23 protein-coding genes and 2 tRNA genes are annotated in these 24,353 nt (G+C 72.1%); 14 read left to right on the forward strand and 11 right to left on the reverse strand.

Features of this window, described 5'->3' with window-relative positions:
• Positions 1–21: 21 nt before the first annotated feature.
• Positions 22–2,748: a cation-translocating P-type ATPase gene (locus tag F1D97_RS04790; protein WP_236122566.1), complete on the reverse strand. Its 2,727-nt coding sequence runs from the start codon at positions 2,746–2,748 to the stop codon at positions 22–24.
• Positions 2,749–2,958: 210 nt separating this feature from the next.
• Here F1D97_RS04790 and F1D97_RS04795 point away from each other — a divergent pair, with 210 nt between their 5' ends.
• The 3 genes from F1D97_RS04795 to F1D97_RS04805 all read left to right on the forward strand — a co-directional run bounded on the left by F1D97_RS04795 (position 2,959) and on the right by F1D97_RS04805 (position 5,500).
• The gene (locus tag F1D97_RS04795) at positions 2,959–3,342 is read left to right on the forward strand and encodes an SHOCT domain-containing protein (protein WP_236122567.1); all 384 of its coding nucleotides are present in this window, start codon (positions 2,959–2,961) and stop codon (positions 3,340–3,342) included.
• Between the two features lie 98 nt (positions 3,343–3,440).
• Positions 3,441–4,904 (forward strand): RNB domain-containing ribonuclease, encoded by a 1,464-nt coding sequence (locus F1D97_RS04800; protein WP_236122568.1) that lies wholly within the window; start codon positions 3,441–3,443, stop codon positions 4,902–4,904.
• Complete coding sequence (locus tag F1D97_RS04805) at positions 4,904–5,500, forward strand: YdeI/OmpD-associated family protein (RefSeq protein WP_236122569.1); 597 nt, start codon at positions 4,904–4,906, stop codon at positions 5,498–5,500. The genes F1D97_RS04800 and F1D97_RS04805 overlap by 1 nt, the downstream gene beginning before the upstream one ends.
• A 68-nt stretch (positions 5,501–5,568) precedes the next feature.
• Here F1D97_RS04805 and F1D97_RS04810 read toward each other — a convergent pair whose 3' ends face one another.
• Both F1D97_RS04810 and F1D97_RS04815 read right to left on the reverse strand, forming a co-directional pair.
• On the reverse strand, positions 5,569–7,137 hold the full coding sequence (locus F1D97_RS04810) for an MFS transporter (RefSeq protein ID WP_236122570.1): 1,569 nt from the start codon (positions 7,135–7,137) through the stop codon (positions 5,569–5,571).
• 371 nt (positions 7,138–7,508) lie between these two features.
• Positions 7,509–7,970 carry a pyridoxamine 5'-phosphate oxidase family protein gene (locus tag F1D97_RS04815; RefSeq protein WP_236122571.1) on the reverse strand — a complete coding sequence of 154 codons (462 nt, stop codon included), beginning with the start codon at positions 7,968–7,970 and terminating at the stop codon, positions 7,509–7,511.
• 58 nt (positions 7,971–8,028) lie between these two features.
• Here F1D97_RS04815 and F1D97_RS04820 point away from each other — a divergent pair, with 58 nt between their 5' ends.
• From F1D97_RS04820 to F1D97_RS04845, 6 genes are all read left to right on the forward strand, one after another.
• A complete protein-coding gene (locus tag F1D97_RS04820; protein WP_236122572.1) occupies positions 8,029–8,418 on the forward strand; it encodes a YchJ family protein in 390 nt (129 codons plus the stop codon).
• A gap of 4 nt (positions 8,419–8,422) precedes the next feature.
• Positions 8,423–9,709 (forward strand): threonine/serine exporter family protein, encoded by a 1,287-nt coding sequence (locus F1D97_RS04825; RefSeq protein ID WP_236122573.1) that lies wholly within the window; start codon positions 8,423–8,425, stop codon positions 9,707–9,709.
• Positions 9,710–9,771: 62 nt separating this feature from the next.
• Positions 9,772–9,864, forward strand: a tRNA-Ser gene (locus F1D97_RS04830).
• A 104-nt stretch (positions 9,865–9,968) separates the two neighbouring features.
• Entirely contained in the window at positions 9,969–10,781 is an 813-nt protein-coding gene (locus tag F1D97_RS04835; RefSeq protein ID WP_236122574.1) for a hypothetical protein, read from the forward strand.
• A gap of 67 nt (positions 10,782–10,848) precedes the next feature.
• A complete protein-coding gene (locus F1D97_RS04840) occupies positions 10,849–11,631 on the forward strand; it encodes a class I SAM-dependent methyltransferase (protein WP_236122575.1) in 783 nt (260 codons plus the stop codon).
• Positions 11,628–12,674: an LLM class flavin-dependent oxidoreductase gene (locus F1D97_RS04845; protein ID WP_236122577.1), complete on the forward strand. Its 1,047-nt coding sequence runs from the start codon at positions 11,628–11,630 to the stop codon at positions 12,672–12,674. The genes F1D97_RS04840 and F1D97_RS04845 overlap by 4 nt, the downstream gene beginning before the upstream one ends.
• Before the next feature lie 104 nt (positions 12,675–12,778).
• Here the strand turns inward: F1D97_RS04845 and F1D97_RS04850 are convergent, their stop codons facing one another.
• Positions 12,779–13,237 carry a GatB/YqeY domain-containing protein gene (locus tag F1D97_RS04850; protein WP_236122579.1) on the reverse strand — a complete coding sequence of 153 codons (459 nt, stop codon included), beginning with the start codon at positions 13,235–13,237 and terminating at the stop codon, positions 12,779–12,781.
• 163 nt (positions 13,238–13,400) lie between these two features.
• Between F1D97_RS04850 and F1D97_RS04855 the strand changes: the two genes are divergently transcribed.
• Positions 13,401–13,473, forward strand: a tRNA-Arg gene (locus F1D97_RS04855).
• Positions 13,474–13,577: 104 nt separating this feature from the next.
• Here F1D97_RS04855 and F1D97_RS04860 read toward each other — a convergent pair.
• From F1D97_RS04860 to F1D97_RS04870, 3 genes are all read right to left on the reverse strand, one after another.
• Positions 13,578–14,819: a tyrosine-type recombinase/integrase gene (locus F1D97_RS04860; RefSeq protein WP_236122580.1), complete on the reverse strand. Its 1,242-nt coding sequence runs from the start codon at positions 14,817–14,819 to the stop codon at positions 13,578–13,580.
• Between the two features lie 8 nt (positions 14,820–14,827).
• Positions 14,828–15,478, reverse strand: coding sequence for a recombinase family protein (locus tag F1D97_RS04865; RefSeq protein ID WP_236122581.1), 651 nt, complete (start codon positions 15,476–15,478; stop codon positions 14,828–14,830).
• A 141-nt stretch (positions 15,479–15,619) separates the two neighbouring features.
• Complete coding sequence (locus F1D97_RS04870) at positions 15,620–16,123, reverse strand: hypothetical protein (protein WP_236122584.1); 504 nt, start codon at positions 16,121–16,123, stop codon at positions 15,620–15,622.
• 91 nt (positions 16,124–16,214) lie between these two features.
• Here F1D97_RS04870 and F1D97_RS04875 point away from each other — a divergent pair, with 91 nt between their 5' ends.
• Positions 16,215–16,526 (forward strand): transposase, encoded by a 312-nt coding sequence (locus F1D97_RS04875; protein ID WP_236122592.1) that lies wholly within the window; start codon positions 16,215–16,217, stop codon positions 16,524–16,526.
• 74 nt (positions 16,527–16,600) lie between these two features.
• Entirely contained in the window at positions 16,601–17,383 is a 783-nt protein-coding gene (locus tag F1D97_RS04880) for an IS3 family transposase (RefSeq protein WP_236123487.1), read from the forward strand.
• Here the strand turns inward: F1D97_RS04880 and F1D97_RS04885 are convergent.
• The 4 genes from F1D97_RS04885 to F1D97_RS04900 form a co-directional block, all read right to left on the reverse strand.
• A complete protein-coding gene (locus F1D97_RS04885) occupies positions 17,314–17,952 on the reverse strand; it encodes a hypothetical protein (protein ID WP_236122594.1) in 639 nt (212 codons plus the stop codon). The two genes, F1D97_RS04880 and F1D97_RS04885, sit on opposite strands and share 70 nt — an antisense overlap.
• Positions 17,953–18,127: 175 nt before the next feature.
• Positions 18,128–18,364, reverse strand: a complete 237-nt coding sequence (locus tag F1D97_RS04890; RefSeq protein ID WP_236122596.1) for a helix-turn-helix domain-containing protein — start codon at positions 18,362–18,364, stop codon at positions 18,128–18,130.
• 368 nt (positions 18,365–18,732) lie between these two features.
• Complete coding sequence (locus tag F1D97_RS04895) at positions 18,733–19,707, reverse strand: hypothetical protein (protein WP_236122597.1); 975 nt, start codon at positions 19,705–19,707, stop codon at positions 18,733–18,735.
• The gene (locus tag F1D97_RS04900; RefSeq protein WP_236122600.1) at positions 19,704–20,177 is read right to left on the reverse strand and encodes a DUF6932 family protein; all 474 of its coding nucleotides are present in this window, start codon (positions 20,175–20,177) and stop codon (positions 19,704–19,706) included. The genes F1D97_RS04895 and F1D97_RS04900 overlap by 4 nt, the downstream gene beginning before the upstream one ends.
• 595 nt (positions 20,178–20,772) lie before the next feature.
• On the opposite strand from F1D97_RS04900, the gene F1D97_RS04905 reads away from it, so the two are divergent.
• Positions 20,773–23,268 carry a glycogen/starch/alpha-glucan phosphorylase gene (locus F1D97_RS04905; protein ID WP_236122601.1) on the forward strand — a complete coding sequence of 832 codons (2,496 nt, stop codon included), beginning with the start codon at positions 20,773–20,775 and terminating at the stop codon, positions 23,266–23,268.
• A 110-nt stretch (positions 23,269–23,378) separates the two neighbouring features.
• The gene (locus F1D97_RS04910; RefSeq protein ID WP_236122606.1) at positions 23,379–24,332 is read left to right on the forward strand and encodes an aldo/keto reductase; all 954 of its coding nucleotides are present in this window, start codon (positions 23,379–23,381) and stop codon (positions 24,330–24,332) included.
• The last annotated feature ends 21 nt before the right edge of the window (positions 24,333–24,353 follow it).

Here is a 24,353-nt window from a genome sequence, read left to right on the forward strand (position 1 = left end):
GCGCCCGCTCGTCGGGACCCGTCACGCCGCGACCGCCTCGGGCGCGACCCCGCGACGCCGCACCACGGCACGCAGCACGAGCTTGCCCAGCTCCACGAGCACCAGGAACGCGAGCGTGACCAGCAGGCACGCACGCCACTGCGGCCCGTCGAGCTCCGTGGTGCCGAAGATCCGCTGCAGCCCGTCGATCGTCGTGACCAGGAACGTCAGCGCGATCACGACGAGCATGAGCAGCACGAACCGCCCGTTCTCCAGCGTCTCGTGGGAGAAGATGCTCGCGAGCGGGTCCCGCCACTCGAGCGCGGCGACGACGTGCAGGAGCGACATCGCCGTCAGGCCCATGGTCGTCGCGACGACGAGGCCGTACCGGTCCTCGCCGTACGCGACGACCACGAGCGTGCCGACCGCGATGAACAGCCCACCGACCACCAGGCGCGCCCCCAGCGCGCGCCCGATCACCGGCGTCTCGGGGGAGCGTGGTCGTCGGCGCATGAGCCCGGGCGTCGGCTCGTCGAACCCGAGCCCGATCGCGAGGACCACGTCGATGGCGAAGTTGATCCACAGGATCTGCAGCGGCGTGAGCGGCGTGCCGTCGGCGATCGTGAAGATCCCCGCGCCCACGAACGTGAGGATGAACCCGGTCAGCACGACCATCTGGAACCGGATGTACTTCATGAGGTTGTCGTAGAGCCCGCGCCCTCCCTCGACGGCCGCGACGATCGTCGCGAAGTTGTCGTCGGTGAGGATCATCTCGGCGGCGTCCTTGGTGACCTCGGTGCCGGTGATGCCCATCGCGACGCCGATGTCCGCGCGCGTCAGCGCGGGCGCGTCGTTGACGCCGTCGCCGGTCATCGCGACGATCTCGCCGCGCCGCTTGAGCACGTCGACGAGCCGCACCTTGTCCTCGGGCGCGACGCGCGCGACGACGCCGATCTCGTCGACCTGCGCGTCGAGCTCGTCGTCGGTCATGGCCGCGAACTGCGCGCCGGTGAGCGCGCGGCCCTCGATGCCGAGCTGGGCGGCGATCGCGGCGGCGGTGGTCGCGTGGTCGCCCGTGATCATGCGGACCCGGATGCCCGCCTCGTGGCACTCGGCGATCGCGTCGCGCGCCTCCTTGCGGGGCGGGTCGACGATCCCGACGAGCGCGAGCAGCTCGAGGCCGTCGACGAGCGCGAGCAGCTGCTCGGGCGTCGCACCGGCCACCGAGCCGGCGGGCAGGTCGCGCTGCGCGACCGCGAGCACGCGCATGCCCTCGGCGGCGATCGCGTCGTTCTCGGCGAGCACCGCGGCGCGCACCTCGTCCCACGCGCGTGCGGTGTCGGCGCCCTGCACGCTCGTCGAGCGCGCGAGCAGCACGTCGGGCGCACCCTTGACGTAGCAGCGCACGACGCCCGCGATGTCGTGGAACGTCGCCATGAGCTTGTACTCCGCGTCGAACGGCACCTCCGCGACGCGCGGGTACGTCCGGCGGGTCTCCTCGACGTCGAGCCCGGCCTTCGCGGCGAGCACGACGACCGCGCCCTCGGTCGGGTCGCCTACGCACGCGCCGTCGCGGACCACCGCGTCGCTCGCGAGCGCCATCGGCAGCGCGTACGGCTCGAGCGGCAGGTCGCCGGTCCCGGCGACCGTCATGATCCGGCCGGCCGTCGAGTAGCCCTCGCCGTCGACCGAGAACCGGTGCCCCGCTGCGACGAGCCGGCGCGCCGTCATCTGGTTGAGCGTCAGGGTGCCGGTCTTGTCCGAGCAGATCGCCGACGTGGAGCCGAGCGTCTCGACCGACTTCAGGCGCTTGACGATCGCGCCCTTCTCGGCGAGCTGCCGCGTGCCGAGCGACAGCAGCATCGTCACGACCGCGGGCAGGCCCGTGGGGATCGCGGCGATCGCGAGGCTGATGCCGACGACGAACAGCGAGTCGAAGTCCTGCCCACGCGCGAGCCCGAGCGCGACGATCGCGACCAGCGCGGCCGCCGCCATGACGGTGATGATCACGGTGATCCGGTCGAGCTGCTTGGTCAGCGGCGTCTTGTCCTGCTCGACGCCCGAGAGCATCCCGGAGATCCGGCCGACCTCGGTCGACATGCCCGTGGACGTCACGACCATCTCGCCGCGACCGCGCGTGACCTGCGAGTTCATGTACGCCATGTCGAGCCGGTCGCCGAGCGGCACGTCGTCGCCGGGCACGGCCGCGACGCTCTTGGCGACGGGCTGGCTCTCGCCCGTGAGCCCGGACTCCTCGATCTCCAGCGCCGCCGTGACGAGCAGCCGGCCGTCCGCGGGCACCTTGTCGCCCGCCTCGAACCCGACGACGTCGCCCGGCACGAGCGCCTCGGCGGGCACCACCTGCTGCTGCCCGTCGCGCCGCACCTTCGCGTTCATGACGAGCATCTGCCGCAGCGCCGCCACGCTCTGCGCCGCCTTGCCCTCCTGGTGCAGCCCCATGAGCGCGTTGAAGACCGTCAGCGCCAGCACGACGACGCCCGTGGTCACGTCCCCGAGCGCGATGATGCTCACCACCGCCGCGCCCACGAGCACGAGCTGCATGAGGTCCTTGTACTGCCGCAGGAACGCCTGCCACGCGGGCTCCTTGCGTTCCTCGGCCAGCGCGTTGCGCCCGTACCTCTCGCGGCGCGCGGCGACCTGCGCGGCGGTGAGCCCCACGGCGGGGTCGACCTCGAGCGCCGCGCACACCTGCGTCGCCTCGGCCGCGTACGCGCGCAGGGCCGCGCTGGTCTCGGGTGCCATCGTCATGGTTCCTCCCGGTGCCTCGGCTCCCACGCTCACAGGCGCGCCCGCCGGGTGGCCTCACCCGTGCCGGGTGACGCGCCCGACGGCGTGCGGGTCGCGGCGGGCTTGCGCAGGTCAACGCGGCGGCGACTACCCGAGACGGGTGATTCAGCAGTGCGGCGGGGTCCCGAGAGTGGTCACGTCAACGAGGGTCCCCGTGGGGAGGAGACGACGATGGACTTCTGGGACTGGTTCTGGTTGATGGTGTGGTGGTTCTGCTTCTTCGCGTACCTGATCCTGCTCTTCCAGATCATCGCGGACCTGTTCCGTGACCCGTCGATCGGCGGCTGGGCGAAGGCGTTCTGGGTGGTCGGCCTCATCGTCCTGCCGTTCCTCGTGGCGCTGATCTACATCGTCGCGCGCGGCAAGGGCATGGCGCAGCGGCAGCTGAAGGAGGCCGTCGAGAACAAGGCGGCCGCCGACGAGTACATCCGGGCGACTGCGGGGACCACCAGATCCGCGGCATCCGAGATCGCGGACGCCAAGGCGCTGCTCGACGCCGGCGCGATCTCGCCGGACGAGTTCGCGGTGCTCAAGTCACGCGCGCTCGCGGCCTGAGCGCGCACGTCGGGCCCGGTGCGATGCCGGGCCCGACGTCGTGCCCGGGGCCGGTGCGCGTCGCGCGCAGCGTGGGCGCCTGGTCCTAGGCTCGGGCCGTGCCCCGCCGTCATGTGCGTCTGGTTCCACGCCCCGCTGAGCGCGACGTCGACGCCGCCGTCCGCCGCGGTCTCGCCGCGCTGCGCGCCGAGCTCGAGGTCCCCGTGGCGTTCCCCACGGCGGTGCTGGCCGAGGCCCGGCAGCGCGCGACGCAGGGACCGCGGCCCGCCGAGCGCGTCGACGCGCGCGAGCTCCCGCTCGTGACGATCGACCCGCCCGGATCGATGGACCTCGACCAGGCGCTGCACGTCGAGCGCCACGGCAGCGGCTACCTCGTCCGGTACGCGATCGCCGACGTGGCCGCGTGGCTCGAGCCGCGCGGCGCGATCGACGACGAGGCCCGCGGCCGCGTCACCACGCTGTACGCGCCCGACGGCCGCACCCCGCTGCACCCGCCGGAGCTGAGCGAGGCCGCGGCGAGCCTGCTGCCCGGTCAGGACGTGCCGGTCGCGCTGTGGGAGGTCGAGCTCGACGACGCGGGAGAGCCGCGGCACGTCGCCGTGCGGCGCGCGACGGTCCGCTCGACGGCCCGGCTCACGTACGACGAGGCCCAGCAGGCGATCGACGCGGGCGCCGGGCTCGCGGCGGACGACGGCCCGCTCGCGCTGCTGCGCGAGGTCGGCGAGCTGCGCCTGGCCGCCGAGCGCGCGCGGGGCGGGATCACGCTGCCGATGCCCGAGCAGGAGGTCGAGCTCGGCGACGACGGCACGTGGCGGCTCGTCAGCCGGCGCACGCTGCCCGTCGAGGAGTGGAACGCGCAGATCTCCCTGCTCACCGGCATGTGCGCGGCCGAGCTCATGCTCGACGCCCGGATCGGCGTGCTGCGGACGCTGCCGGCGTCGCGGCCCGAGGACGTCGCGCGCCTGCGCCGCACCGCTGTCGCGCTCGGCGTGGACTGGCCCGACGGCCGGCAGCCCGGCGAGGTGCTCGCGGGGCTCGACGCCGCCGACCCGCGGCAGGCCGCGGTGCTGACCGACGCGACGACGCTGCTGCGCGGCGCCGCCTACGCGGCGTTCGACGGCGAGCGCCCGGCGGAGCCCGGCCACGGCGCGATCGCCGCGCCGTACGCGCACGTCACCGCGCCGCTGCGCCGGCTCGTCGACCGGTTCGCGACCCAGGTGTGCCTCGCGGTCGCGGCCGACACCGAGCCCGACGCGTGGGTGCGCGAGGCGCTGCCCGAGCTCCCGGACCTCATGACCGCGGGGGACCGTCGCGCGTCGGCGTACGAGCGCGGGTGCCTGGACCTGGTCGAGGCCGCCCTGCTCGCGGGCCGCGAGGGCGAGGTGTTCGAGGGCATGGTCGTCGACGTCTCGGGCGGCGGCACCAAGGGCGTGCTGCAGCTCGCCGACCCCGTGGTGCACGCGCGCGTCGCCGGCGAGGGGTTGGCGGCCGGCACGCGGGTGCGCGTGCGGCTCGTCGACGCGGACGTCGAGAAGCGGTCGGTGACGTTCGAGGAGGCGTGATGCCCGGACCCCGTGACCCGCAGGCGCTGCACGTCCACGCGGAGACGGTGGCCGAGTGGCGTGCCTGGCTCGCCGAGCACCATGCGGGGACCGACGGGGTCTGGCTCGTGATGTGGCGCCCGTCCACCGGTCGTCCGCGCGTGACGTACGAGGAGGCGATCGAGGAGGGCCTCTGCTTCGGGTGGGTCGACTCGATGTCGGGCCCGGTCGACGCCGAGCGCTCGCGCCTGTGGTTCACGCCGCGCCGTCCGGGCAGCCCGTGGTCGCGCACCAACAAGGAGCGGGCCGCGCGCGTCGACGCGGACGGTCGCATGACGGACGTGGGCCGGTCGGTGATCGAGCGCGCGAGGGCCGACGGCTCGTGGACGTATCTCGACCAGGTGGAGGACCTCGTCGTGCCCGACGACCTCGCGGCCGCGTTCGACGGCCTGCCCGGCGCGCGCGAGCGGTGGGACGGCTTCTCGCCCGCGGCGCGCAAGGCCGCGCTGCGGTGGATCCTCGACGCGCGCCGCCCCGCGACCCGCGAGGCACGCGTGGCCGAGACGGCGCGGCTCGCCCAGCAGGGCGTCCCGGCCCACCAGCAGCCCCGGGACTAGAGCGTCCCGGGGCCGCCGGCGGTGCCGACGGGTACCTGCCGGCGGGAACCGGCTGTCGTGTGCGACGGTCAGGCCGCGACGGCCGCCTCGGTCGGCAGGTCGGTGCGCCGCGCCGAGACCACGACGAGCGCGATGACCAGCGACAGCGCGAACAGGCCCGCACCGACGAGGTAGGCCACGTGGTAGCCCGCGACGTTGGCCGCGGCCTGCGTCGCCGGCGAGGCCGGGTCGGCGCCGCCCGCGACGAGCGACGTGAACTTCTCCGTGGTCGCGGACAGCGCGAGCGTGCTGAGCAGCGCGATGCCGAGCGAGCCGCCCACCTGCTGCGCGGTGTTGAGCGTCGCGCTCGCGACGCCCGCGTCGTGCCCGCCGACCCCGACGAGCGCGGTCGAGGACACGGGGATGAACACCATCGCCATGCCGAGGCTCATCACCACGAGCGCGGGGAAGACCACGGTCCAGTAGTCGGAGCCGGGCTCGGTGCGGGTGAGCATCACCATCGCGGCGGTCGCGAGCGCGAGGCCCGTCACCATGAGCGGCCGCGGACCGGTCTGCGGCAGGAGTCGCGCGACGACGCCCGCGAACGCGATGAGCACGAGGCTGAACGGCAGGAACGCGAACCCGGTGCGCAGCGGCTCGTAGCCCATGACGTACTGGAAGTAGAACGTCATGAACAGGAACATCGACATCATGCCCGCGCCGGTGAGCAGGAAGATGAGGTACGACCCGCCGCGGTTGCGGTCGAGCACGATGCGCAGCGGCAGCAGCGGGTTGGCCACGCGCCGCTCGAGCAGGACGAACGCCGTCAGGAGCGCGACCGCCCCGATCAGGAGCGTCAGCACGAACGGGTCGGTCCAGCCGACGGTGCTCCTCGTCCCGTCCGGGTGCACGACGGTCCGCGCGGCCTCGGTGAAGCCGTAGACGAGCGCGACGAGCCCGACGGTCGACAGCAGCGCGCCCGGGATGTCGAAGCGGGTGTCGCCGTGCGCGCGGGACTCGCGCACCACGCGCACGCCGATCGCGGCCGTGACGAGCGCGATGGGCAGGTTCACCAGCAGGCACCAGCGCCAGTCGAGGTACTCGGTGAGCGCGCCGCCGGCGATCAGGCCGATGGCGGCACCACCGCCCGCGATCGCGCCGAACACGCCGAACGCCTTGGCGCGCTCGCGCGGCTCGGTGAACGTCACGGTGACGATCGCGAGCGCCGCCGGCGCCAGCAGCGCACCGAACACGCCCTGCAGCGCACGGGCACCGAACAGCGTCGCGCCGTTCGTCGCGAGCCCGCCGAGCGCGGACGCGGCCGCGAACCCGACGAGCCCGACGAGCAGCGCGCGCTTGCGCCCCATGTAGTCGGCCACGCGGCCGCCGAGCAGCAGGAGCCCGCCGAACGCGAGCGTGTACGCCGTGACGGCCCACTGGACGTCGGCGTCGGCGATGCCCAGGTCCGCCGCGGCGGACGGGAGCGCGATGTTCATGATCGACGCGTCGAGGACGAGCATGAGCTGCGTGATCGCGACGACGGCGAGGATCCGCCAGCGGCGCGGGTCGGGAGAAGCGGTGTCCGCGGCGCGCGGCGCTCCCGGGGTCCCGGGGGCGACCTCGTCGGCGGCGACCGTCGTGGTGGGTGGCTCGGACATGGGGCGGGTCTCCGTGGGTGAGGGCGCGCGGTGGCACGCAGGGTCGGTCGACCGCCGCGGCGCCGGGCTGGAGCGGGGCGCGCGGTGGAGCGGGTCTGGCAGCTCGGGGAGCGGGTCCGGGAGCAGAGCGGGCAGCGGGTGCCTGAGGGGCCGTGCGAGCGGGCGTCCGGATGACGTCCGTCCGAAGGGCCAGACGCTAACGAGGGGGTCTGACACGTCCTGATACGTCCGGTCCGCGCCGAGGCGCGCGGCGCCCGACGCGTCCCCGTCGTCGTCGGACGGTGTCAGCAGACCTCGCGGCGGCGGCGCAGGTCAACGCATATTCGCCCAGAGCGGACGGATCCTCCGTTTTCTTCCTGCCCGGCAGCCGCTCAGTGGAGCCAGAGCCCGTCGCGCATGAGGACCCGCCCGGCGAGCTCGTCGGCCTCTCGCCACGCCTGCACCTGCGTGGGCCGCACCAGGAACCACCGGAACGACGCGTCGGCCCGCGGGTCGAAGCCCGAGCGCCGCACGAACCGATCCGTCGTCGCGGCGTCGAGCTCGTCGAGCGCGAGCACCTCGACGGACCCGTCGACGAGCACGACGTCGCGCAGCTCCCCGAGGGCGAGCCGCGTGGTGCGCGTCGCCGCGAGGTTGCGGCCCGTCGGGCTCGTCGCCGACGTCGCGAGCAGGACCGTGCGGCCGTCCCAGTCGAACGACAGCGGGACCAGGTACGGCGCGCCGTCCGCCGACGCGGTCGCGACCCACAGGTCCACGTCGTGCGCCAGGCGGTGCGCGGTGTCCCGACGACGCTGCTCGCGCGTGCGCGGGGCGGGGTCCGGTGCGGCGGCCATGACGCGACCGTACGCCGTGCCCGCCGTTCCCGGCGGGCTCCACCGGCACACTGGACCGGTGACGCAGACACGCTGCCCCTGCTCGAGCGGGCTGACCTACGACGAGTGCTGCGGCCCCCTGCACCGCCAGGAGCGGACCGCCGGGACCGCGGAGCAGCTCATGCGCTCGCGGTTCAGCGCGTTCGCCGTCGGCGACGTCGAGCACCTGCTGCGCTCGTGGCACCCCTCGACCCGCCCGACCACGCTGGACCTGGACCCCGACGTGCGCTGGTACCGCCTGGACGTGCTCGCGACCAGCGGCGGCGGCGTGTTCGACACCGCGGGGACGGTCGAGTTCGAGGCGTTCCACCGGGGCCCGGGCGGCCGGGGCTCGATGCGCGAGCTGAGCCGGTTCGTGCGCGGCGACCAGGGCTGGCAGTACGTCGACGGCGACGCACGTCAGAATTGACCCCGTGCCTTCCACCGCCCTCCCGGACGACGACGAGCTCGACCTGATCCGCCGCTCCGGCGCCGCGCTGCAGGTCGGGCGGCTCAGCCTGTCCGGCGGCACCGGCTCGTACCGCGTCAAGGCGTCCATGGCCCGCATCGCGCGTGCGATGGGCGTGGAGCGGCACGAGGCGCACGTGACGCTCACCGAGATCACCGCGACGTCGCACCGCGGGCGCTCGTTCCGCACCGAGGTCGCGGAGGTCCGCTCGGTCGGCGTCAACGCGGACCGGCTCGCGCTCATCGAGCGCATGGTCACGCGGTTCGAGCGCCGGTACGACGAGTCCGGCGTGCCGGTCCCGGTCGACGACGTGCTCGACGAGGTGCGACGCATCGAGCAGCGCCCGCCGCTGTACCCCGCGCTGCTCAACGCGCTCTGGTCGGCCATCGCCTGTGCGGCGTTCGCGTTCCTCAACAACGGCGGCCCCGTCGAGGTCGGCGGCGTGCTCGTCGCCGCGGGCCTGGGGCAGCTGCTGCGCCGCGCGATGCTGCACCGCGGGTACAACCCGTTCGGCGTGACGATGCTCGCGGCGGCGCTCGCGTGCTTCACGTACCTCGGCCTGGTCACCGGGCTGCACGAGCTCGGTGCGCTCACCGCGCGGCACGAGGCGGGCTACGTGTCCGCGGTGCTGTTCCTCATCCCCGGGTTCCCGCTGGTCGCGGGCGCCCTGGACCTCGCGCGGCTCGACTTCTCCGCGGGCCTGTCGCGCCTGACGTACGCGCTCATGGTCCTCATGTCCGCGGCGCTCGCGGTGTGGGCGGTCTCGTCGGTCGTCGGCCTCGAGCCGGACGTGCCGCCCGCGCCGGACCTCGCCCCCGCCCTGCTGTGGGCCCTGCGGTTCGTCGCGAGCTTCCTGGGCGTGCTCGGGTTCGCGCTGATGTTCAACAGCCCGTGGCGGATGGCGCTGCTGGCCGCGACCGTGGGGATGCTCGCGAACGTGGGTCGGCTGCTGCTGCTCGACGCGGGGGTGGTGACGCAGGCCGCGGCCGCGCTCGCGGCGCTCGTCGTCGGCCTGCTCGCGGCGTACCTCGCGCCCGCGCGCGACGTCCCGCGCGTGACCGTCGCGGTGCCCGCGGTCGTCATCATGGTCCCCGGCGTGCTCGCGTACCGCGCGATCTTCCACCTGTCCGACGGCGACACGCTCACCGCGCTCGCCTACGGGGTGCAGGCCGCGCTCGTCGTCGCGTCGCTGTCGATCGGCCTGGCCGTCGCGCGCATGCTCACCGACCGGACCTGGGCGTTCGACCGGTGACACGTGCGTCGTCGGACGGCTTTTGCCGCACGACGACCACCACAGGTAGCCTGTGCGCACTTGGAGACGTCGCATAGCCAGGTCTAGTGCGCGGCCCTGCTAAGGCCGTGAAGGGGTCAACCCTTCCGTGGGTTCAAATCCCACCGTCTCCGCCAGGTGCACCAGCGACGCACCACGAGAGGCCGGCCCGGCTGGGTCCGGCCTCTCGTCATGTCCGGGGCCGCGGTACGGTGCGGTCGGTCGATCAGCGGGTGGGGGAATGTTCGAGCTGCTCACGGACGAGCTGCGGGTGCAGGTGCTCGACCCGGTCGCGGACCGCGCGCTGACCGGCGTGCGGTACTGCACGGGCGGGTACGTCTTCCAGGTGCACGACGAGCGCCTGGGTCCGCTCATGTCCGGGCCCACGTACCCCGACGACTTCAACTGGTTCGACGGGCAGGGCATCCCGGACGCGTTCGCTCTGGCCCCGGTGCACGGTGTCGAGCCGCACGCGCTCGTGCTGGGCGTGGGGGTGTGCGACCTCGCGGCGCGCACGGTCGTCGACCCGTGCACGTGGGACGTGACGCAGGAGCCCGGGATGCTGACGTTCCGCACGTCGCACGCGTTCGAGGGTGTCGCGTGCACGCTCGAGCGTCGCCTCACGCTCGTCGGGCGGGTGCTGTCGTCGACGACGACGCTGCGGCAGGGGTCCGACGAGCGTGCGCTGCCCGTCGTGTGGTTCCCGCACCCGTTCTTCCCGCAGCCCGCCGACGACGCGCTGTTCCGCGCGAGCACGGCGCTGCGCGCACCGGAGAACGACGGCTTCGAAGTCGTCGACGGCACGGCCCTGCGCCGCCGTCGGCTGCCCGAGGGGCACATCGGCCCGTACCTCGAGCTCGAGCACGCCGCCGACGGACCGCTGCGCCTCGAGCACCGGCACGACCTGCTCGGCGCCGTCGCCATGACCACCACGTACGTGCCCGGCCGGTTCGCGGTGTGGGGCAACCACCACACGGTCTCGCCTGAGCCGTTCCTGGAGCGCAGCCTCGCCCCCGGCGAGGACCTGACCTGGGCGGTCACCTACACGTTCTGACCGCGGGGCCTGCTCTCGGGGCCTGCTCTCGGGGCCTGCTGTCGGGGCCTCGTCGTACCCTCGCCGGGTGGTCGATCCCGGGCACTTCGAGCGGCACGCCGCCGTGTACGCGGGCGCGCGCCCGCCGTACCCCGACGCGCTGTGGGACGAGCTGCGCCGCGCGGGGTACCTGACGCCCGGCCGGCGCGTGCTCGAGCTCGGCGCGGGGACGGGCCAGGCGACCGGTCCGCTGCTCGCGGCCGGGCTCGGCGTCACCGCCGTGGAGCCGGGCCCCCGCCTCGCCGAGCGGCTGCGTGCCGCGCACCCGGCCGCGACCGTCGTCGTCGCCCGTGCGGAGGACGTCGACCACGGCGAGGACACGTACGACCTCGCGGTGGCGGCGACGTCGGTGCACTGGCTCGACCTCGACGTGGTGCTGCCCGCCGTGCACCGGGCGCTGCGGCCGGGCGGGGCGTTCCTGGTGTGGCGCAACGTGTTCGGGGACCGCGCGGTCCGCACGCCCTTCCGGGCCCGCGTCGAGGAGGTCGTCGCGCGGCGCACCCGACCCGCGCGCCCTGGCCCGGACGCGGAGGACGCCGCGGCGACCGTCGCCGCGCTCACGCGCTCGGGGCTGTTCCGCGCCGACCCGGTGCGCACCTTCCGCTGGTCGGTCGACCTCGACGAGGACCAGGTGCGCCGCCTGTTCACGACGTTCAGCGACTGGACGCCCGACGAGGTCGAGGCCGTCGCGCGTGCGGTCCGCGACCTCGGCGGCGTCGTGACCGAGCACTACCTGTCCTGGCTGGTCGCGCTGCACCCGGTCCGGCACGGCGGAATCGGCCGGGGTCGCGCGTCGTTCTCCCAGGCGTGAGCGACGAGCAGCGGGTGACGTTCGGGCTGGACACGTTCGGGGACGTCACGACGACGACCGACGGCGAGCCTGTGCCGCAGCACCAGGTGCTGCGCGACGTGGTCGAGCAGGGCGTGGCGGCCGACGACGCCGGCGTCGACCACTTCTCGGTGGGGGAGCACCACCGCGACGACTTCGCGGTGTCCGCGCCCGACGTGGTGCTCGCCGCGATCGCCGCCCGCACGCGGCGGGTCACGCTCGGCTCGGCGGTCACCGTGCTCTCGTCGGACGACCCCGTGCGCGTGTACGAGCGGTTCGCGACGCTCGACGGCATCTCGGGCGGGCGCGCGGAGATCCAGGTGGGGCGCGGCTCGTTCGTCGAGTCGTTCCCGCTGTTCGGGTACGACCTGGCCGACTACGACGACCTGTTCGAGGAGAAGCTCGACCTGCTGGTGCACCTGCGCTCCGAGGGCCCGGTCACCTGGGCCGGCCGCACGCGCGCACCGCTCGACGGGCGCCGCGCCTGGCCGACGACCGCGCGCGGCGAGCTCCCCGTGTGGGTCGGGGTCGGCGGCACGCCGGAGTCCGTGGTGCGCGCGGCCCGGCACGGGCTGCCGCTCATGCTCGCGATCATCGGCGGCGCGCCCGCGCGGTTCGCGCCGTTCGTCGAGCTGTACGGCCGCGCGGTGCGCGAGCTGCACGGGTCGTCCGCGGTCGTCCCGCCCGTGGGTGTGCACTCGCCCGGGTTCGTCGCGGACTCCGACGAGGACGCGGGCGACCTGCTGTTCCCGCACTTCAAGGCCAACCGGGACCGCATCGGCGCCGAGCGCGGCTGGCCGCCCATGACCCGCGACGACTTCGAGGCCGAGGCCGCCTCGGGCGCCCTGTTCGTCGGGTCGCCCGACACCGTGGCCCGGCGCATCGCGGAGACGGTGCGCACGCTCGGCGTGCAGCGCTTCGACCTCAAGTACGCGCACGGCCCCCTCCCGCACGAGCACCTCCTGCGCGCGGTCACGCTCTACGGCACCGAGGTCGCCCCGCGCGTCCGCGCCCTGCTGGCATGAACGCGACGACGGGTGGACCTCGTCGGATCAGGCCGGACGAGGTCCACCCGTGCGCGTCTCGGGTCGCGTGACCGCCGGTCGCGCGTGGGCGACGGCGGGGCGGGTCAGGCGGTCAGGGCCGTGCGGACCAGGGCGGACAGCTTCTTGCCGTCGGCGGCCAGGCCCGCGCGGGACGTGGCCTCCTTCATCACCGCGCCCATGTCCTTCATGCTGCTCGCGCCCAGGTCCGCGACGACCGCCGCGACCAGCGCCGCGAGCTCGTCGTCGGACAGGCGCGCCGGCAGGTACGTCTCGATCGCGTCGGCCTCGGCCGTCTCGGTCGCGGCCCGGTCCGCGGCGCCCGCGTCGGTGTAGATCTGCGCGGACTCGCGGCGCTTCTTGACCTCGCGGTTCAGCACCGCGAGCACGTCGTCCTCGGTGAGTTCCTTGACCGCGGGGCCGGCCTTCTCCTCGGCCCGGACGGCGCCGATCACCTGGCGCAGCACGCTCGTGCGCTCGGTGTCGCGGGCCTTCATGGCGGTCGTCAGGTCGGCGGTCAGTCGGTCGAGGGTCGGGGTGCTCATGGCCTCATCGTCTCGTGCCTCCCGCCGCCCGGGCCACCGGATACCGTCCCGGTCCCGTGCGCGGCCGGGCCCTGCACGCTCGTCGTGCGCAGCGTCACGTCGATCCGGTTTGGGCAGGAGCGTGGCTGGCCTGTATCGTCTACCCCGGCCCGCAAGGGTCAGTGCGCCCGTAGCTCAATGGATAGAGCATCTGACTACGGATCAGAAGGTTGGGGGTTCGAGTCCCTTCGGGCGCGCAGACGAGAAGGCCCCGCAACCAGCAAGAACACTGGTGCGGGGCCTTCTTCGTACACGGATCGCGCGGCGCCTGCAGTCGGGGAGGGCTCCGTAAGGGCTCCAGTCAGCGCGCCCCGCGGAGCCTCACAACGTTGCCGGGGCTCGCGTCCTCGGCCCCAGGCAGCCGCAGGTCAACCACCGCTGCCTCCAGGTCCTCGGGCCACAGGTGCGTGTAGACCTTGAGCGTGATGGTGGGGTCGGCGTGGCCCATGAGTCGCGCCACGACGCCGGGCCGGAGCCCCTGCTGGGCCAGGTGCGACGCGTAGGTATGCCGCAGGTCGTGGAAGCGAACCGTGCTCGGCAGGCCCGCGTCCGCCACGGCGCGCTTGAAGTGGTAGCGGTAGAACGCCTGCGGATCGAGCGGGCTGGACCAGTCCATGACGCCGTTCGGGGAGCCGGGTGCGTGGGTGCGTCCCGGCCAGAGCGGCGCATCGGCCTCCGCGCCACGCGGATGCCCACTGCGCAGGTAGTCGCTCATGCGCTCACCCAGTTCGCGCGGCAGCGGGACCGTCCGTGACCGACCGGACTTGGTGGTCTCGATGAGCCAGCCGTGGTTGTGCGGGTCGTTCCCTGTGTCGCCCTTGGGCGCGCGACGTCTCTGCTGCTGCACTCGCACCTCCCACCCGCCCGTGCGCGGGTTCCGCCGCAGGTGCCGGACGTCGAGCCCGGCGACTTCGCCCCGGCGGAGGCCGGTGTAGGCGGTGAACAGGACGAGCAGGTCGTACGGCTCCCGCCCCATCGCGGCGAGCGCCTCGACGAGCGCCCCGACCTCGGCCGTCGTGAGGTAGTGGTAGCGGTCCTGGCGAGCGTCGTCGCTGACCATGTTCGGCAGTTCCACGCGATCGGCGGGGTTGCTCGGGATCGCACCCTGCCTCACTGCGTACGCCAGCACCGCACGGAACGGCATCCACGCGCCCCGGATGGAGCGAGGCGTCTTCAGGCCGCGCGTGAACTCGTCGTCGCTCTTGAGCCAGCCCAGGAACGCCTCCGCCGCGTCGGGCGTGATCTCGTTGACCCGGACGCCGTCGAAGTAGTGCAACGCGAACCGCAGCGAGCCCCGGTAGTGCTCGATGGTGCGGGGACGCCGGTCGGCGTTGATCCGTGACTGGAGCCAGGCGTCGGCCTTGGCGCTGAAGAGCGCGCGGGCTGCCGTCCAGTCCTGTCCCGGCCGCAGGTCCCGCGCGAACTCTTCGGCGTCCTTGAGGCGGCGGAAGGAGCGGCTGTGGAAGTTGGCCACGCCAGCGTGGCGGGAGCGCCAGCGCACCTTGTAGATGGGCTTGCCCTTGCTGTCGGCGAGCTTCTGCACATGTGCCATCAGGCCACCGCCTCCGCGTGACGAGCCTCTGCGTCGCAGAAGCGGCGGACGGTGGACGCGTGCCAGCGGGCTCCGCCGCCCGGCGTGGGGACGGCGTTCGCGTCCAGGTCGGCGGCGATGGCCGCGTACGTCGAGCCCGCGTGACGGGCGGCGAGGATGCGCTCGGCCACGTCGTCGGGGATGGCGCGCTCGCGGCCGAACCGGGCTCCACGCGCTCGCGCCTCGGCCATCGCGTCGGCGGTGCGCTGGCCGATGATGCGCCGCTCCCACTGGGCGAACTGCATCATCACGCCCGCCACGAGTTCGCCGGTCGGGGTCGTGGTGTCCACGCCCAGGTCCAGGGCCACGACGGCCCAGCGCTGCCGCGCGGCGTCGGACAGCAGCCCGGCGAAGTCCGGCACCGACCGGCTCAACCGGTCCAACTTCGCCACGACGAGCGCCTCGGCCTCGTGGCGTCGGAGGGCTCGCAGCGCCGACGTCAGTCCGGGTCGGTTGAGGTCACGCGCTGAGCGACCCTCGTCGGCGTACCAGTCCACCTCCCACCCGCGCCGGTCCGCCTCGGCCGCGATGGTCCGGCGCTGGGCGTCCAGCCCCAGCCCGGACTCCGCCTGCTCCCGCGTGCTGACCCGCAGATACCCGATCACCCTCATGTCCGCCTCCAGTTCCATGATCAACTTGAGGCGGAACCGGCGTAGGAGGCCGCTACGGGCTGCCGAACGGCCAGACCCTCCCGGCCCTCCCCGCCGTGCGCGGATCTCTGGCCGTAGCCGTGCGAGCGGCGGGCTCCGCCCTCACGAGAAGTCCGCCGTGCCGCCTGGGTCCTCACCGGTCAGCCGCCGCAGGTACGCCGGACGCCGTGACCGAACGGGCAGCGTGGTGATGACGGGGACGGGGTCCGGGTCGGGCGGGGGCACCTCGATGGTGCGGCCGGGGACGGCGTACGACAGGTCGTCGGCGGACGGCTCGTCGTCCTCCCAGACCACATCGTCCACCGCGAGCTCGTCGTCGTGGCCGGCGGGGAGCGCCCGCCCGGACGGTACGTCCTTGAGGGCGACGTCGATCATGTCGGCGAGCGCGTCGTCGAACGGCGACGCCAACCCAATCTCCACCACGTGCTTCTCGGTGAGCCCGGCGCGGTCCAGCACGTCCATCACCGCCCGCAGCCGCACCGCCTCGCTCTCTGCGGAGCGCGCGATCTGAATCAACTCCACCACCATCGGCTCCGCCGCCATGAGCAGCCGCCGCTTGGCTGCGGCGACGACCTGGGGTGCGCGTCCGCCGTGCTTCGCGCACACAGTCTGACGAGGACCCCGTCGGCTCGTTGACACTTCCCTGAGTCGTCGGGCTTGGGGACGATGGTCGCTCTGATCGCCCCGAGGAGGGCTGATGAGCGAGAAGCGCAAGTACCGGCAGTTCACGCCGGAGCAGAAGGCCGAGGTCGTCCTGGCCGGCCTGCGCGGCGACAGGTCGGTGCGCGACGTGTGCCGTGAGTACGAGATCTCCGAGACGCTCTACTACTCCTGGCGGGACAAGCTGCTCGAGGGCGGCAAGGCCGCCCTGGCCGCCTCGAACGCCCGGACTCCGGAGCACGTGGAGGTCGTCGAGCTGAAGAAGAAGGTCGCCGCCCTGGAACGCACCTTGGGGCGCAAGACCTATGAGTTGGAGATCGCGGGGGAACTCTCGCGGGACTGGACGTGAGCACCCGGGTGTCCAGGGCCCGCGCCGTGATCGCCACCGGGCGCAGACCAGCCGTCGTCGCGCGCGTCGCCGGGGTGTCCCGTCAGGCGCTCTACCGGCCGATCAGCCGCCGCCCACCAGGCGCAGGCCCGGGTCGTGGTCGACCCGGCGACGAGGCGATCGTCGAGGTCGCCCGGGCCAACCCGGTCGACGGGACCCGGATGGTCGCGGCCTTGGCCTCACGGGCGCTCGGTGAGCCGGTCAACCGTAAGCGCGTGCAACGCGTCATGCGGGCGCACGGACGGCTGCAACGCTCCCGGAACACCGACCGGCGCCGCCGGCCGGGCTACTTCCGGGTCCGGCGCCCCGACGAGCTATGGCACCTGGACATGACCAAGGTCTGGACCGCGGCGCACGGGTGGGTCTACCTGCACGTCGCGGTCGACTGCTGCACCCGCGAGGTCGCCGGCTGGACCCTGGACGTGCGCACCCGCACCGAGGAGGCCGTCGCCGGCGTCGAGGCTGCCGTGCTCGCGCGCTCGCTCGCGCCCGGCCGACTGACCCTGGGCACCGACAACGGCAGCCAGTTCACCAGCCGCGACTTTCGCAAGCACCTGTCCGCCCGCGGGATCACCCACCGCCGCGGCGGCTACCGCGACCCCGAGTCCCAGGCCTTCATCGAGTCCTGGTTCGGGCAGTTCAAGAAGCGCTGCGCCTGGCGCACCGAATGGGAGACCATCGAACAGGCCCGTCACGAGATCGCTTCGTACATCGACACCTACCACCACCGGCCCCACTCCGGGCTGGCCTACCGCACCCCCGCCGAGGTCGCCCGCACCTGGGCCGACCCTGAACCCCTACACACCACAGCGACCTGACCCGTCAACGCGGGCGGGGTCCACGTCACCGTCCGCACGAGCCACGTGAGGTCGCTGCCGTCCACGGCCAGCGCGGCCGTGGTGGCGTAGTGGTTGTGCGGAGCGGTGAACTCGCGCCCGTCGTAGGCGCTCGGCACCTCGGCGTCACCGTTGTAGAGCGGGTAGACCGCCGTGCCGTCCTCGTTGGCTCGTGCCGTGTTGACGTAGACGGCCCGGCCGAGCTCTCGCTGCACCCGAGCGCGGTCCCCGACGAGAACGTCGTTCACGGTCTTTTGGAACTCCTCGGGCGTCATCCGCCACCACGCCCGCCGCGACCAGCGTGTGGCCGCGTCCATCCACCGGAGCGTGTAGCCCCTCTTCAGCGCCGGACGCGCTCGCCGCGACCCGACGGGCTCGCCGTGCTCGGTGCTGTCCTCCCAGTGGGCCCCGTTGGGGTTGTCCTCCACGTCGGAGGCCGGGACGGTGACGTTGAAGCCGAACGCGCCGACCAGGCCTTCCGCCATGTTCGTGTTGTGCACGCTGCGGACTGCGATCTCGTCCCGCTGAGCCTGCGCAGACCAGGCAGGCATATCGGCGAAGTTGGTCCTGCCGTGCAAGTGCTGCGGCATGTCTTCCTCCAGTTTGAGTTGCGACAGTTCCTCCGCCGGAGCGTAAGCGGTCGGACGCGGGAACGTTACGTCTCGCGGGAAATGCGCGAAGCGCGTTATCCGACGACCGCTGGAAACAGCACGAACTGCAGTTCGCCTACTTCGCAAGCGGGCCTGTCGTGGCTGGAGTGAGAGACGCCTCGATCAGCGCATCGAGGTCGGTGCGCCGAACGCGGATGCGGCTCTTGGGCCGACCGCCGATCTTCACAGTCGGGATCACGCCGTCACGGATGAGGCGTCGGACGGCGTCGTCTGTCATGTTCAGGTAGTCGCCCACCTGCCACAGATCCAGCAGGGCGGGCGGCGTGACGGTGGGTGCGGGCTGAGCGGTCATCGGTACTCCTCGGCAGGGGCGTCCGCGCCTGCACATGCCGAAGGCCACGGCCGACGCAGACGACGGGTGGTCGTCTTGGTCTGCCGTGGCCCCTGAGGAGTACCGCCGTCAGCGGTGGGGAGCCCACGACGAGAAGGGGCGGGCCGACGTCCATCCCCGGAGGGCGGTCAGGCCGATCGTCTTCCCTGCGTGTCACCTCGCTCGCGGATTCACCTCTTGGTCCGCGAGGTCATCGGTCCTCGTCGCGCTCGGTGCGCGCCCAGCGTCTCGTCCGTGCTTGCCGAGGACCGTACCCCAAACTCGAACTGCGCCGCTGGCGACGACGCAACCCGACGCAGTGCGCGGCAAACCGCTGTTTGCGCGTTGGGCTAGATCAGGGGTTCCGGCTCCTCGGTGAGCGCGAGGCCGACGAGCACATACGACCGACGCTCCTCGCCGGTGACCAGCGAGCGCAACGTCGTGACATCGAAGGTGGCGGTGACGCTACGCGAGTAGTACTGCGCCAACTGCGGGACCAGCTCGTCAACCACCCTCGCGGAAATGATTTCGTCCTGCGTTTGCAGTTCGATCCTGTTCCGAATATCGCTGACTGTCCCCAGGTGGCCCACGAGAACCTCTTGGTCCTCGGTTAGCCGGTTGCGGCCCAGGGCGTCGCTCAGCGCACGCGCAGCCGCCTTGTTCAGCATCACGCGGTGAGGCTCGGCGCTAGGACTTGTGAATGCGATGCTGGCCGACAAATCTTCGTCGACAATGGCCGCCGAAAGTTCCTTCAGATGCTTGAAGGAGCGAGCGCCGAGCGGCAGAATCTTCTCAACGAGCATGTTGTCGTTCGGATCGTCCGCTGCGGCCAGTTCTACCACTTGAAGAACAGTTTCAACGGCCATGTCGAGCAGTGATGGCACCGAATCCTCAACGTCGAACAATGGCTCTTCGTCCTCATGTCCGAGCGTTGGCCCCTTCAAGATGGCGCCAAATGAGCCGGGGTAGACAGACGCGAGGCGCAAGGCCGTGGCATCTCTCAGCGGGCCAGGGATTGATGCGCGCGCTGTGGCTTTCCCGGTAATCGACTGCGCGATCGATGAGACCGACTCCTGCAGAGAGTGCAGCAACTTTGCGAGCGCGTCGATACGAACCTCGTGCCCCGCGACTGGCACCCCGTTGAGCACGACCTCCAGCCGCGCCCTGCGAGCATCGCGCAGGTCTTGATGGACGTCGTCCCGGATCTCAGCGAGCCCTTGTCTCATGAGGGCGAGCCCTGGGGTCTTCACCGTGGCCGAATCGAAGGCGCGGACCTGGGCCTCGAGGCGTTCGAGGTCGCTGCGGAGAGCGCTGACTGATCTCACAGCCTCACCTCCAAGTAGCCCTTCACTAGACCGTCCTGCTCACGCTGCTTCTGCCAGAACTCGTGCCACTCATTGATACCGTCGTCGGCGAGAGGTTGCGCCGGATGCCCTTGCGGATACCTGAAAGCCGGGTACGAGTCCATGCCCCAGACGGCCTTGGTCTGCTTGCCGGCGAGCAGCGCCGCAACCATGGACTGGAGCCCCGGTGCTAGGGCGTCGTACTGAGGTCCGTCGATGAAGGTGACTAGGTCGATGTCGCCGGGGTCAACCTTGCCGGTGACGAAGCTGCCGTCGATCCACTGAGCCTCGACGGGGATGACGCTCGTCAGGGCTTCGAGGTGCCGCTCCCAGCGACGGTGCAGACGTGCGCGAGTCTTCGACTCGGGGAACGCGTCTACGAAGTGCTGCTTGAACTCTTCGGCCGTGACAACGTGCCTCCCCACGGGTAGGTAGCCGTTCTCCCCCAGCACGTACGACCACCCTCCCTCGCGCGCTCGCTGTGGGGACAGTAGCAACCGTGCCAAGAGTGTGAGCCGTCCATGTGGGCTCCACTCCCTCAGTTTCACCCCTACCACCGACACATGCCGTCCGAGGAGGGGTGGGCCCGCGTTGGTCCGCTCCGCTCGACGAGGAGGTGAGCAGGGCTCGCGGAGGGCTCCACTGGTGCTCGGTCGTGCTGCGTCGGCGTGCGTCGAGGTCGGTCGCCTCCGAACTGCAGTTCTTGCGCGCTACCTGCAGAGATAGGCAGTCTGCCTAGGTCACGGTCGGGGCCCTGACCGGGGCTCGGAAGGGTCCGAAACTGACTACGGATCAGAAGGTTGGGGGTTTCGAGTCCCTTCGGGCGCGCATCGTGAAGGCCCCGGCGACGATCGCCGGGGCCTTCGTCGTCCCCCCGGTCCCTACCCACGGCCATCGGCCCACGCCGACTGCGCACGTCCTCGCGCGACTGCGCGGCGCAGGGGCGGGATGTCCGGTTCGGCATCGCCTGGACGGGTGAACTTGTATGGACGTTCATCGACGTCCGCAAGATTTGCAAGGACTTTCGTCATCGCGCAGACACACATCATGGCTACGGTGGACATCGTGACGGCAGACACGACACCCCCTATCGCGACGCGCGAGCACACGGTCGACGGCTTCACGAGGGAGTTCCTGCGTGAGCTGAACTTCGGGCAGGGCGTAGACCTGAGCCGCGCGTCCGTGAACGACAAGTACCTGGCCATGGCGCGCACCGTGCGCCACTACCTGATGACGCGGTGGATCGAGACGCTGCGGCGCCAGGCCGAGCTGCAGGCGAAGTCCGTCGCCTACCTGTCGGCGGAGTTCCTGCTCGGCCGCCAGCTCGACAACGCACTGCTCGCGTCCGACCTGCAGGACATCGTCCGCGAGGGCCTCGCGAACCTCGGCATCGACCTCGACGAGCTGCGCGAGGCCGAGGTCGAGCCGGGCCTCGGCAACGGTGGCCTCGGGCGGCTCGCGGCGTGCTTCATCGACTCGCTCGCGACCATGAACGTCCCGTCCATCGGGTACGGCATCCGCTACGAGTACGGCATCTTCAAGCAGACGTTCGTCGACGGCCGCCAGGTCGAGAAGCCCGACGACTGGCTGCGCCTCGGGTCGCCGTGGGAGTTCCCGCACCCGGAGGCCGCCGTCACGGTCAACTTCGGCGGTCACGTCGAGCAGTACCAGGACGACGAGGGCGTGGTGCGCCGCCGCTGGGTCCCGGGCTGGTCCGTGCTCGGCGTGCCCTACAACTACATGGTCCCGGGCTACGACAAGGGCCGCGTCAACACGCTGCGCCTGTGGAGCGCCCGCGCGACGCGCGCGTTCGACCTGCAGATCTTCAACTCGGGCGACTACGCCGAGGCCGTGCGCGCGCAGACGTTCGCGGAGAACATCTCCAAGGTCCTGTACCCCGAGGACTCCACGCCGCAGGGCAAGGAGCTGCGCCTGCAGCAGCAGTACTTCTTCGTCGCGTGCTCCATCAAGGACTTCGTCGACCAGGTGCTGCCCGCCGGTTACGACCTGCACAACCTGCCGAACCGCATCGTGTTCCAGCTCAACGACACGCACCCGGTGATCGCCGTCCCGGAGCTCATGCGCGTGCTCGTCGACGAGAAGGGCTGGGAGTGGGAGGAGGCGTGGGCGGTCACGAAGCAGTGCTTCGCGTACACGTGCCACACGCTGCTGCCCGAGGCGCTCGAGGTCTGGCCCGTCGAGCTGCTCGGCCGGCTCCTGCCGCGGCACCTCGAGATCATCTACCGCATCAACGACGAGTTCCTCGCCGAGCTGCGTGAGACGTACCCGAACGACGAGCTGCGCGTGCGCCGCATGTCGATCATCGCGGAGTACCCGGTGCGTGCCGTGCGCATGGCGTACCTCGCGACCGTCGCGGCGACCAAGGTCAACGGCGTCGCCGCGCTGCACAGCCAGCTGCTGCGCGACAAGGTGCTCGACGACTTCGCGGGCTACTGGCCGGACAAGTTCACCAACGTCACCAACGGCGTCACGCCCCGCCGCTTCGTCAAGCTCTCGAACCCCGGCCTGTCGGGCCTCATCACCGAGGCCATCGGTGACGGCTGGGTCACCGACCTCGACCAGCTGACCAAGCTCGAGCCGCTCGCCGAGGACGCGGAGTTCCGCCGCCGGTTCCGCGAGATCAAGCAGGCGAACAAGCAGCGCATCACCGACGTGCTCGCCGCGCGCGACGGCATCGTCGTCAACCCCGACACGATGTTCGACGTCATGGTCAAGCGCCTGCACGAGTACAAGCGCCAGACGCTCAAGCTCCTGCACATCGTGTCGCTGTACGAGAAGGTCACGACCGGCAAGGTCCGGCTCGAGGACGTCACGCCGCGCACGTTCGCGTTCGGCGCCAAGGCCGCTCCGGGCTACGTGCTGGCGAAGCAGATCATCCAGCTCATCAACGCGGTGGGTGCGACGATCAACGCCGACGCCTCGCTCGAGGGCCGTCTCAAGGTCGCGTTCCCGGCCAACTACAACGTGACGCTCGCCGAGACGCTCATCCCCGCCGCCGACCTGTCCGAGCAGATCTCGCTCGCCGGCAAGGAGGCGTCCGGCACCGGCAACATGAAGTTCATGCTGAACGGCGCGCTGACCATCGGCACGGACGACGGCGCGAACGTCGAGATCCGCGAGCTCGTCGGCGACGAGAACTTCTTCCTGTTCGGCCTCACGGAGCCGCAGGTCGCCGATCTCGTGGACCGCGGCTACCACCCGTCGGCGTACTACGAGACGAACGAGGACCTGCGCCGCGCGCTCGACCTCATCGCCTCGGGGGCGTTCTCGGGCGGCGACCGTGCGGTGTTCGAGCCCGTCGTGTCGAACCTCCTCAACGAGGACCGGTTCCTGGCGCTCGCGGACTTCCAGGCGTACGTCGACGCGCAGGCGCGCGTCGACGCGGCTTACGCGGACACCGAGGACTGGACGCGGCGCGCGGTGCTCAACGTCGCGCGCGGCGGGTTCTTCTCGTCCGACCGCTCGATGCGCGACTACATCGACCGCATCTGGCACACCTACCCGGTCCCGCCCGGGAGCTGACCCACCCGCACGGACGCCCCTGCCCCACCTCGGGAGCGGGGGCGTCCGTCGTCGTACCTCGGTTCTGAGGGCTTGACCTGGAGCGCGCTCCAGGTCGCAGGCTCGTCGTCATGGAACAGAACCAGACGAACACCCGCTCCGCCGAGCCCGTGCTCGGCGCCATGTACTTCGGCACGCGCGCCGACGAGGCGCTCTCGGCCGACCTGCTCGACGCGTACGTCGACCTCGGCGGCCGCTGGGTCGACACCGCGAACTGCTACGCGTTCTGGGAGGACCCCTCGGGTGTCGGCGGGCAGAGCGAACGCGTGCTCGGCCGCTGGTTCGCGTCCCGTCCAGGGGTGCGTGACCGCGTGCTGCTCGCGACGAAGGTGCGCCACCAGCCGCTGGTCCCGCACGAGTGGCCGTCGTCCTCGGAGGGGCTGTCCGCCGACGCGATCCAGCGCGGCTTCGCGCAGTCGCTCGACCGGCTCGGCCTGGACTCGGTCGAGCTGCTGTGGGCGCACGCCGAGGACCGGTCGGTCCCGCTCGCCGAGACGGTCGAGGCGTTCGGCACGCTCGTCGCGAACGGCTCGGTGCAGCGGCTCGGTGCGTCGAACCACGCCGCGTGGCGCGTCGAGCAGGCGCGCGCGATCGCCCGCGGGCTCGGTGTCGAGCCGTGGACCGCGGTGCAGCTGCGCTACTCGTACGTCTGGCCGCGCCCGGGCGTGACCCTCCCCGAGGGCGGGCACGTGCACGCCGAGCGTGACCAGCTCGACCACGCCCGCACCGAGGGGCTCGACGTGTGGGCTTACTCGCCGCTGCTCACGGGCGCGTACGTGCGCGACGACCGTCCGCTGTCAGAGGGCTACGACCACCCCGGCACGCACCGCCGCCTGGCCGTGCTCGCGCAGGTCGCCGACGAGCTCGGCGTCACGCGCAACCAGGTCGTGCTCGCGTGGCTGCTCGCGCACGGGATCAGCCCGATCCTCGGCGTGAGCTCGCTCGCGCAGCTGACCGAGGCCATGGCCGCACGCGACGTCGACCTGCCCGACGACGTGCGCGCGCGTCTCGACGCGGCGGTCTGAGGCGGGTGCGAGCATGGCGGG

The sequence above is a fragment of the Cellulomonas palmilytica genome (assembly GCF_021590045.1).
Classification (GTDB): Bacteria; Actinomycetota; Actinomycetes; order Actinomycetales; family Cellulomonadaceae; genus Cellulomonas; species Cellulomonas palmilytica.

Coding starts and splice junctions, on each gene's coding strand:
- F1D97_RS04815 (WP_236122571.1), bottom strand. CDS start 7,970: ATGGCCGCCGCACCGGACCCCGCCCCGCGCACGCGCGAGCAGCGTCGT.
- F1D97_RS04805 (WP_236122569.1), top strand. CDS start 4,904: ATGCCCGGACCCCGTGACCCGCAGGCGCTGCACGTCCACGCGGAGACG.
- F1D97_RS04865 (WP_236122581.1), bottom strand. CDS start 15,478: ATGAGGGTGATCGGGTATCTGCGGGTCAGCACGCGGGAGCAGGCGGAG.
- F1D97_RS04910 (WP_236122606.1), top strand. CDS start 23,379: ATGGAACAGAACCAGACGAACACCCGCTCCGCCGAGCCCGTGCTCGGC.
- F1D97_RS04875 (WP_236122592.1), top strand. CDS start 16,215: ATGAGCGAGAAGCGCAAGTACCGGCAGTTCACGCCGGAGCAGAAGGCC.
- F1D97_RS04795 (WP_236122567.1), top strand. CDS start 2,959: ATGGACTTCTGGGACTGGTTCTGGTTGATGGTGTGGTGGTTCTGCTTC.
- F1D97_RS04905 (WP_236122601.1), top strand. CDS start 20,773: ATGGCTACGGTGGACATCGTGACGGCAGACACGACACCCCCTATCGCG.
- F1D97_RS04790 (WP_236122566.1), bottom strand. CDS start 2,748: ATGACGATGGCACCCGAGACCAGCGCGGCCCTGCGCGCGTACGCGGCC.
- F1D97_RS04885 (WP_236122594.1), bottom strand. CDS start 17,952: ATGCCTGCCTGGTCTGCGCAGGCTCAGCGGGACGAGATCGCAGTCCGC.
- F1D97_RS04850 (WP_236122579.1), bottom strand. CDS start 13,237: ATGAGCACCCCGACCCTCGACCGACTGACCGCCGACCTGACGACCGCC.
- F1D97_RS04810 (WP_236122570.1), bottom strand. CDS start 7,137: ATGTCCGAGCCACCCACCACGACGGTCGCCGCCGACGAGGTCGCCCCC.
- F1D97_RS04835 (WP_236122574.1), top strand. CDS start 9,969: ATGTTCGAGCTGCTCACGGACGAGCTGCGGGTGCAGGTGCTCGACCCG.
- F1D97_RS04890 (WP_236122596.1), bottom strand. CDS start 18,364: ATGACCGCTCAGCCCGCACCCACCGTCACGCCGCCCGCCCTGCTGGAT.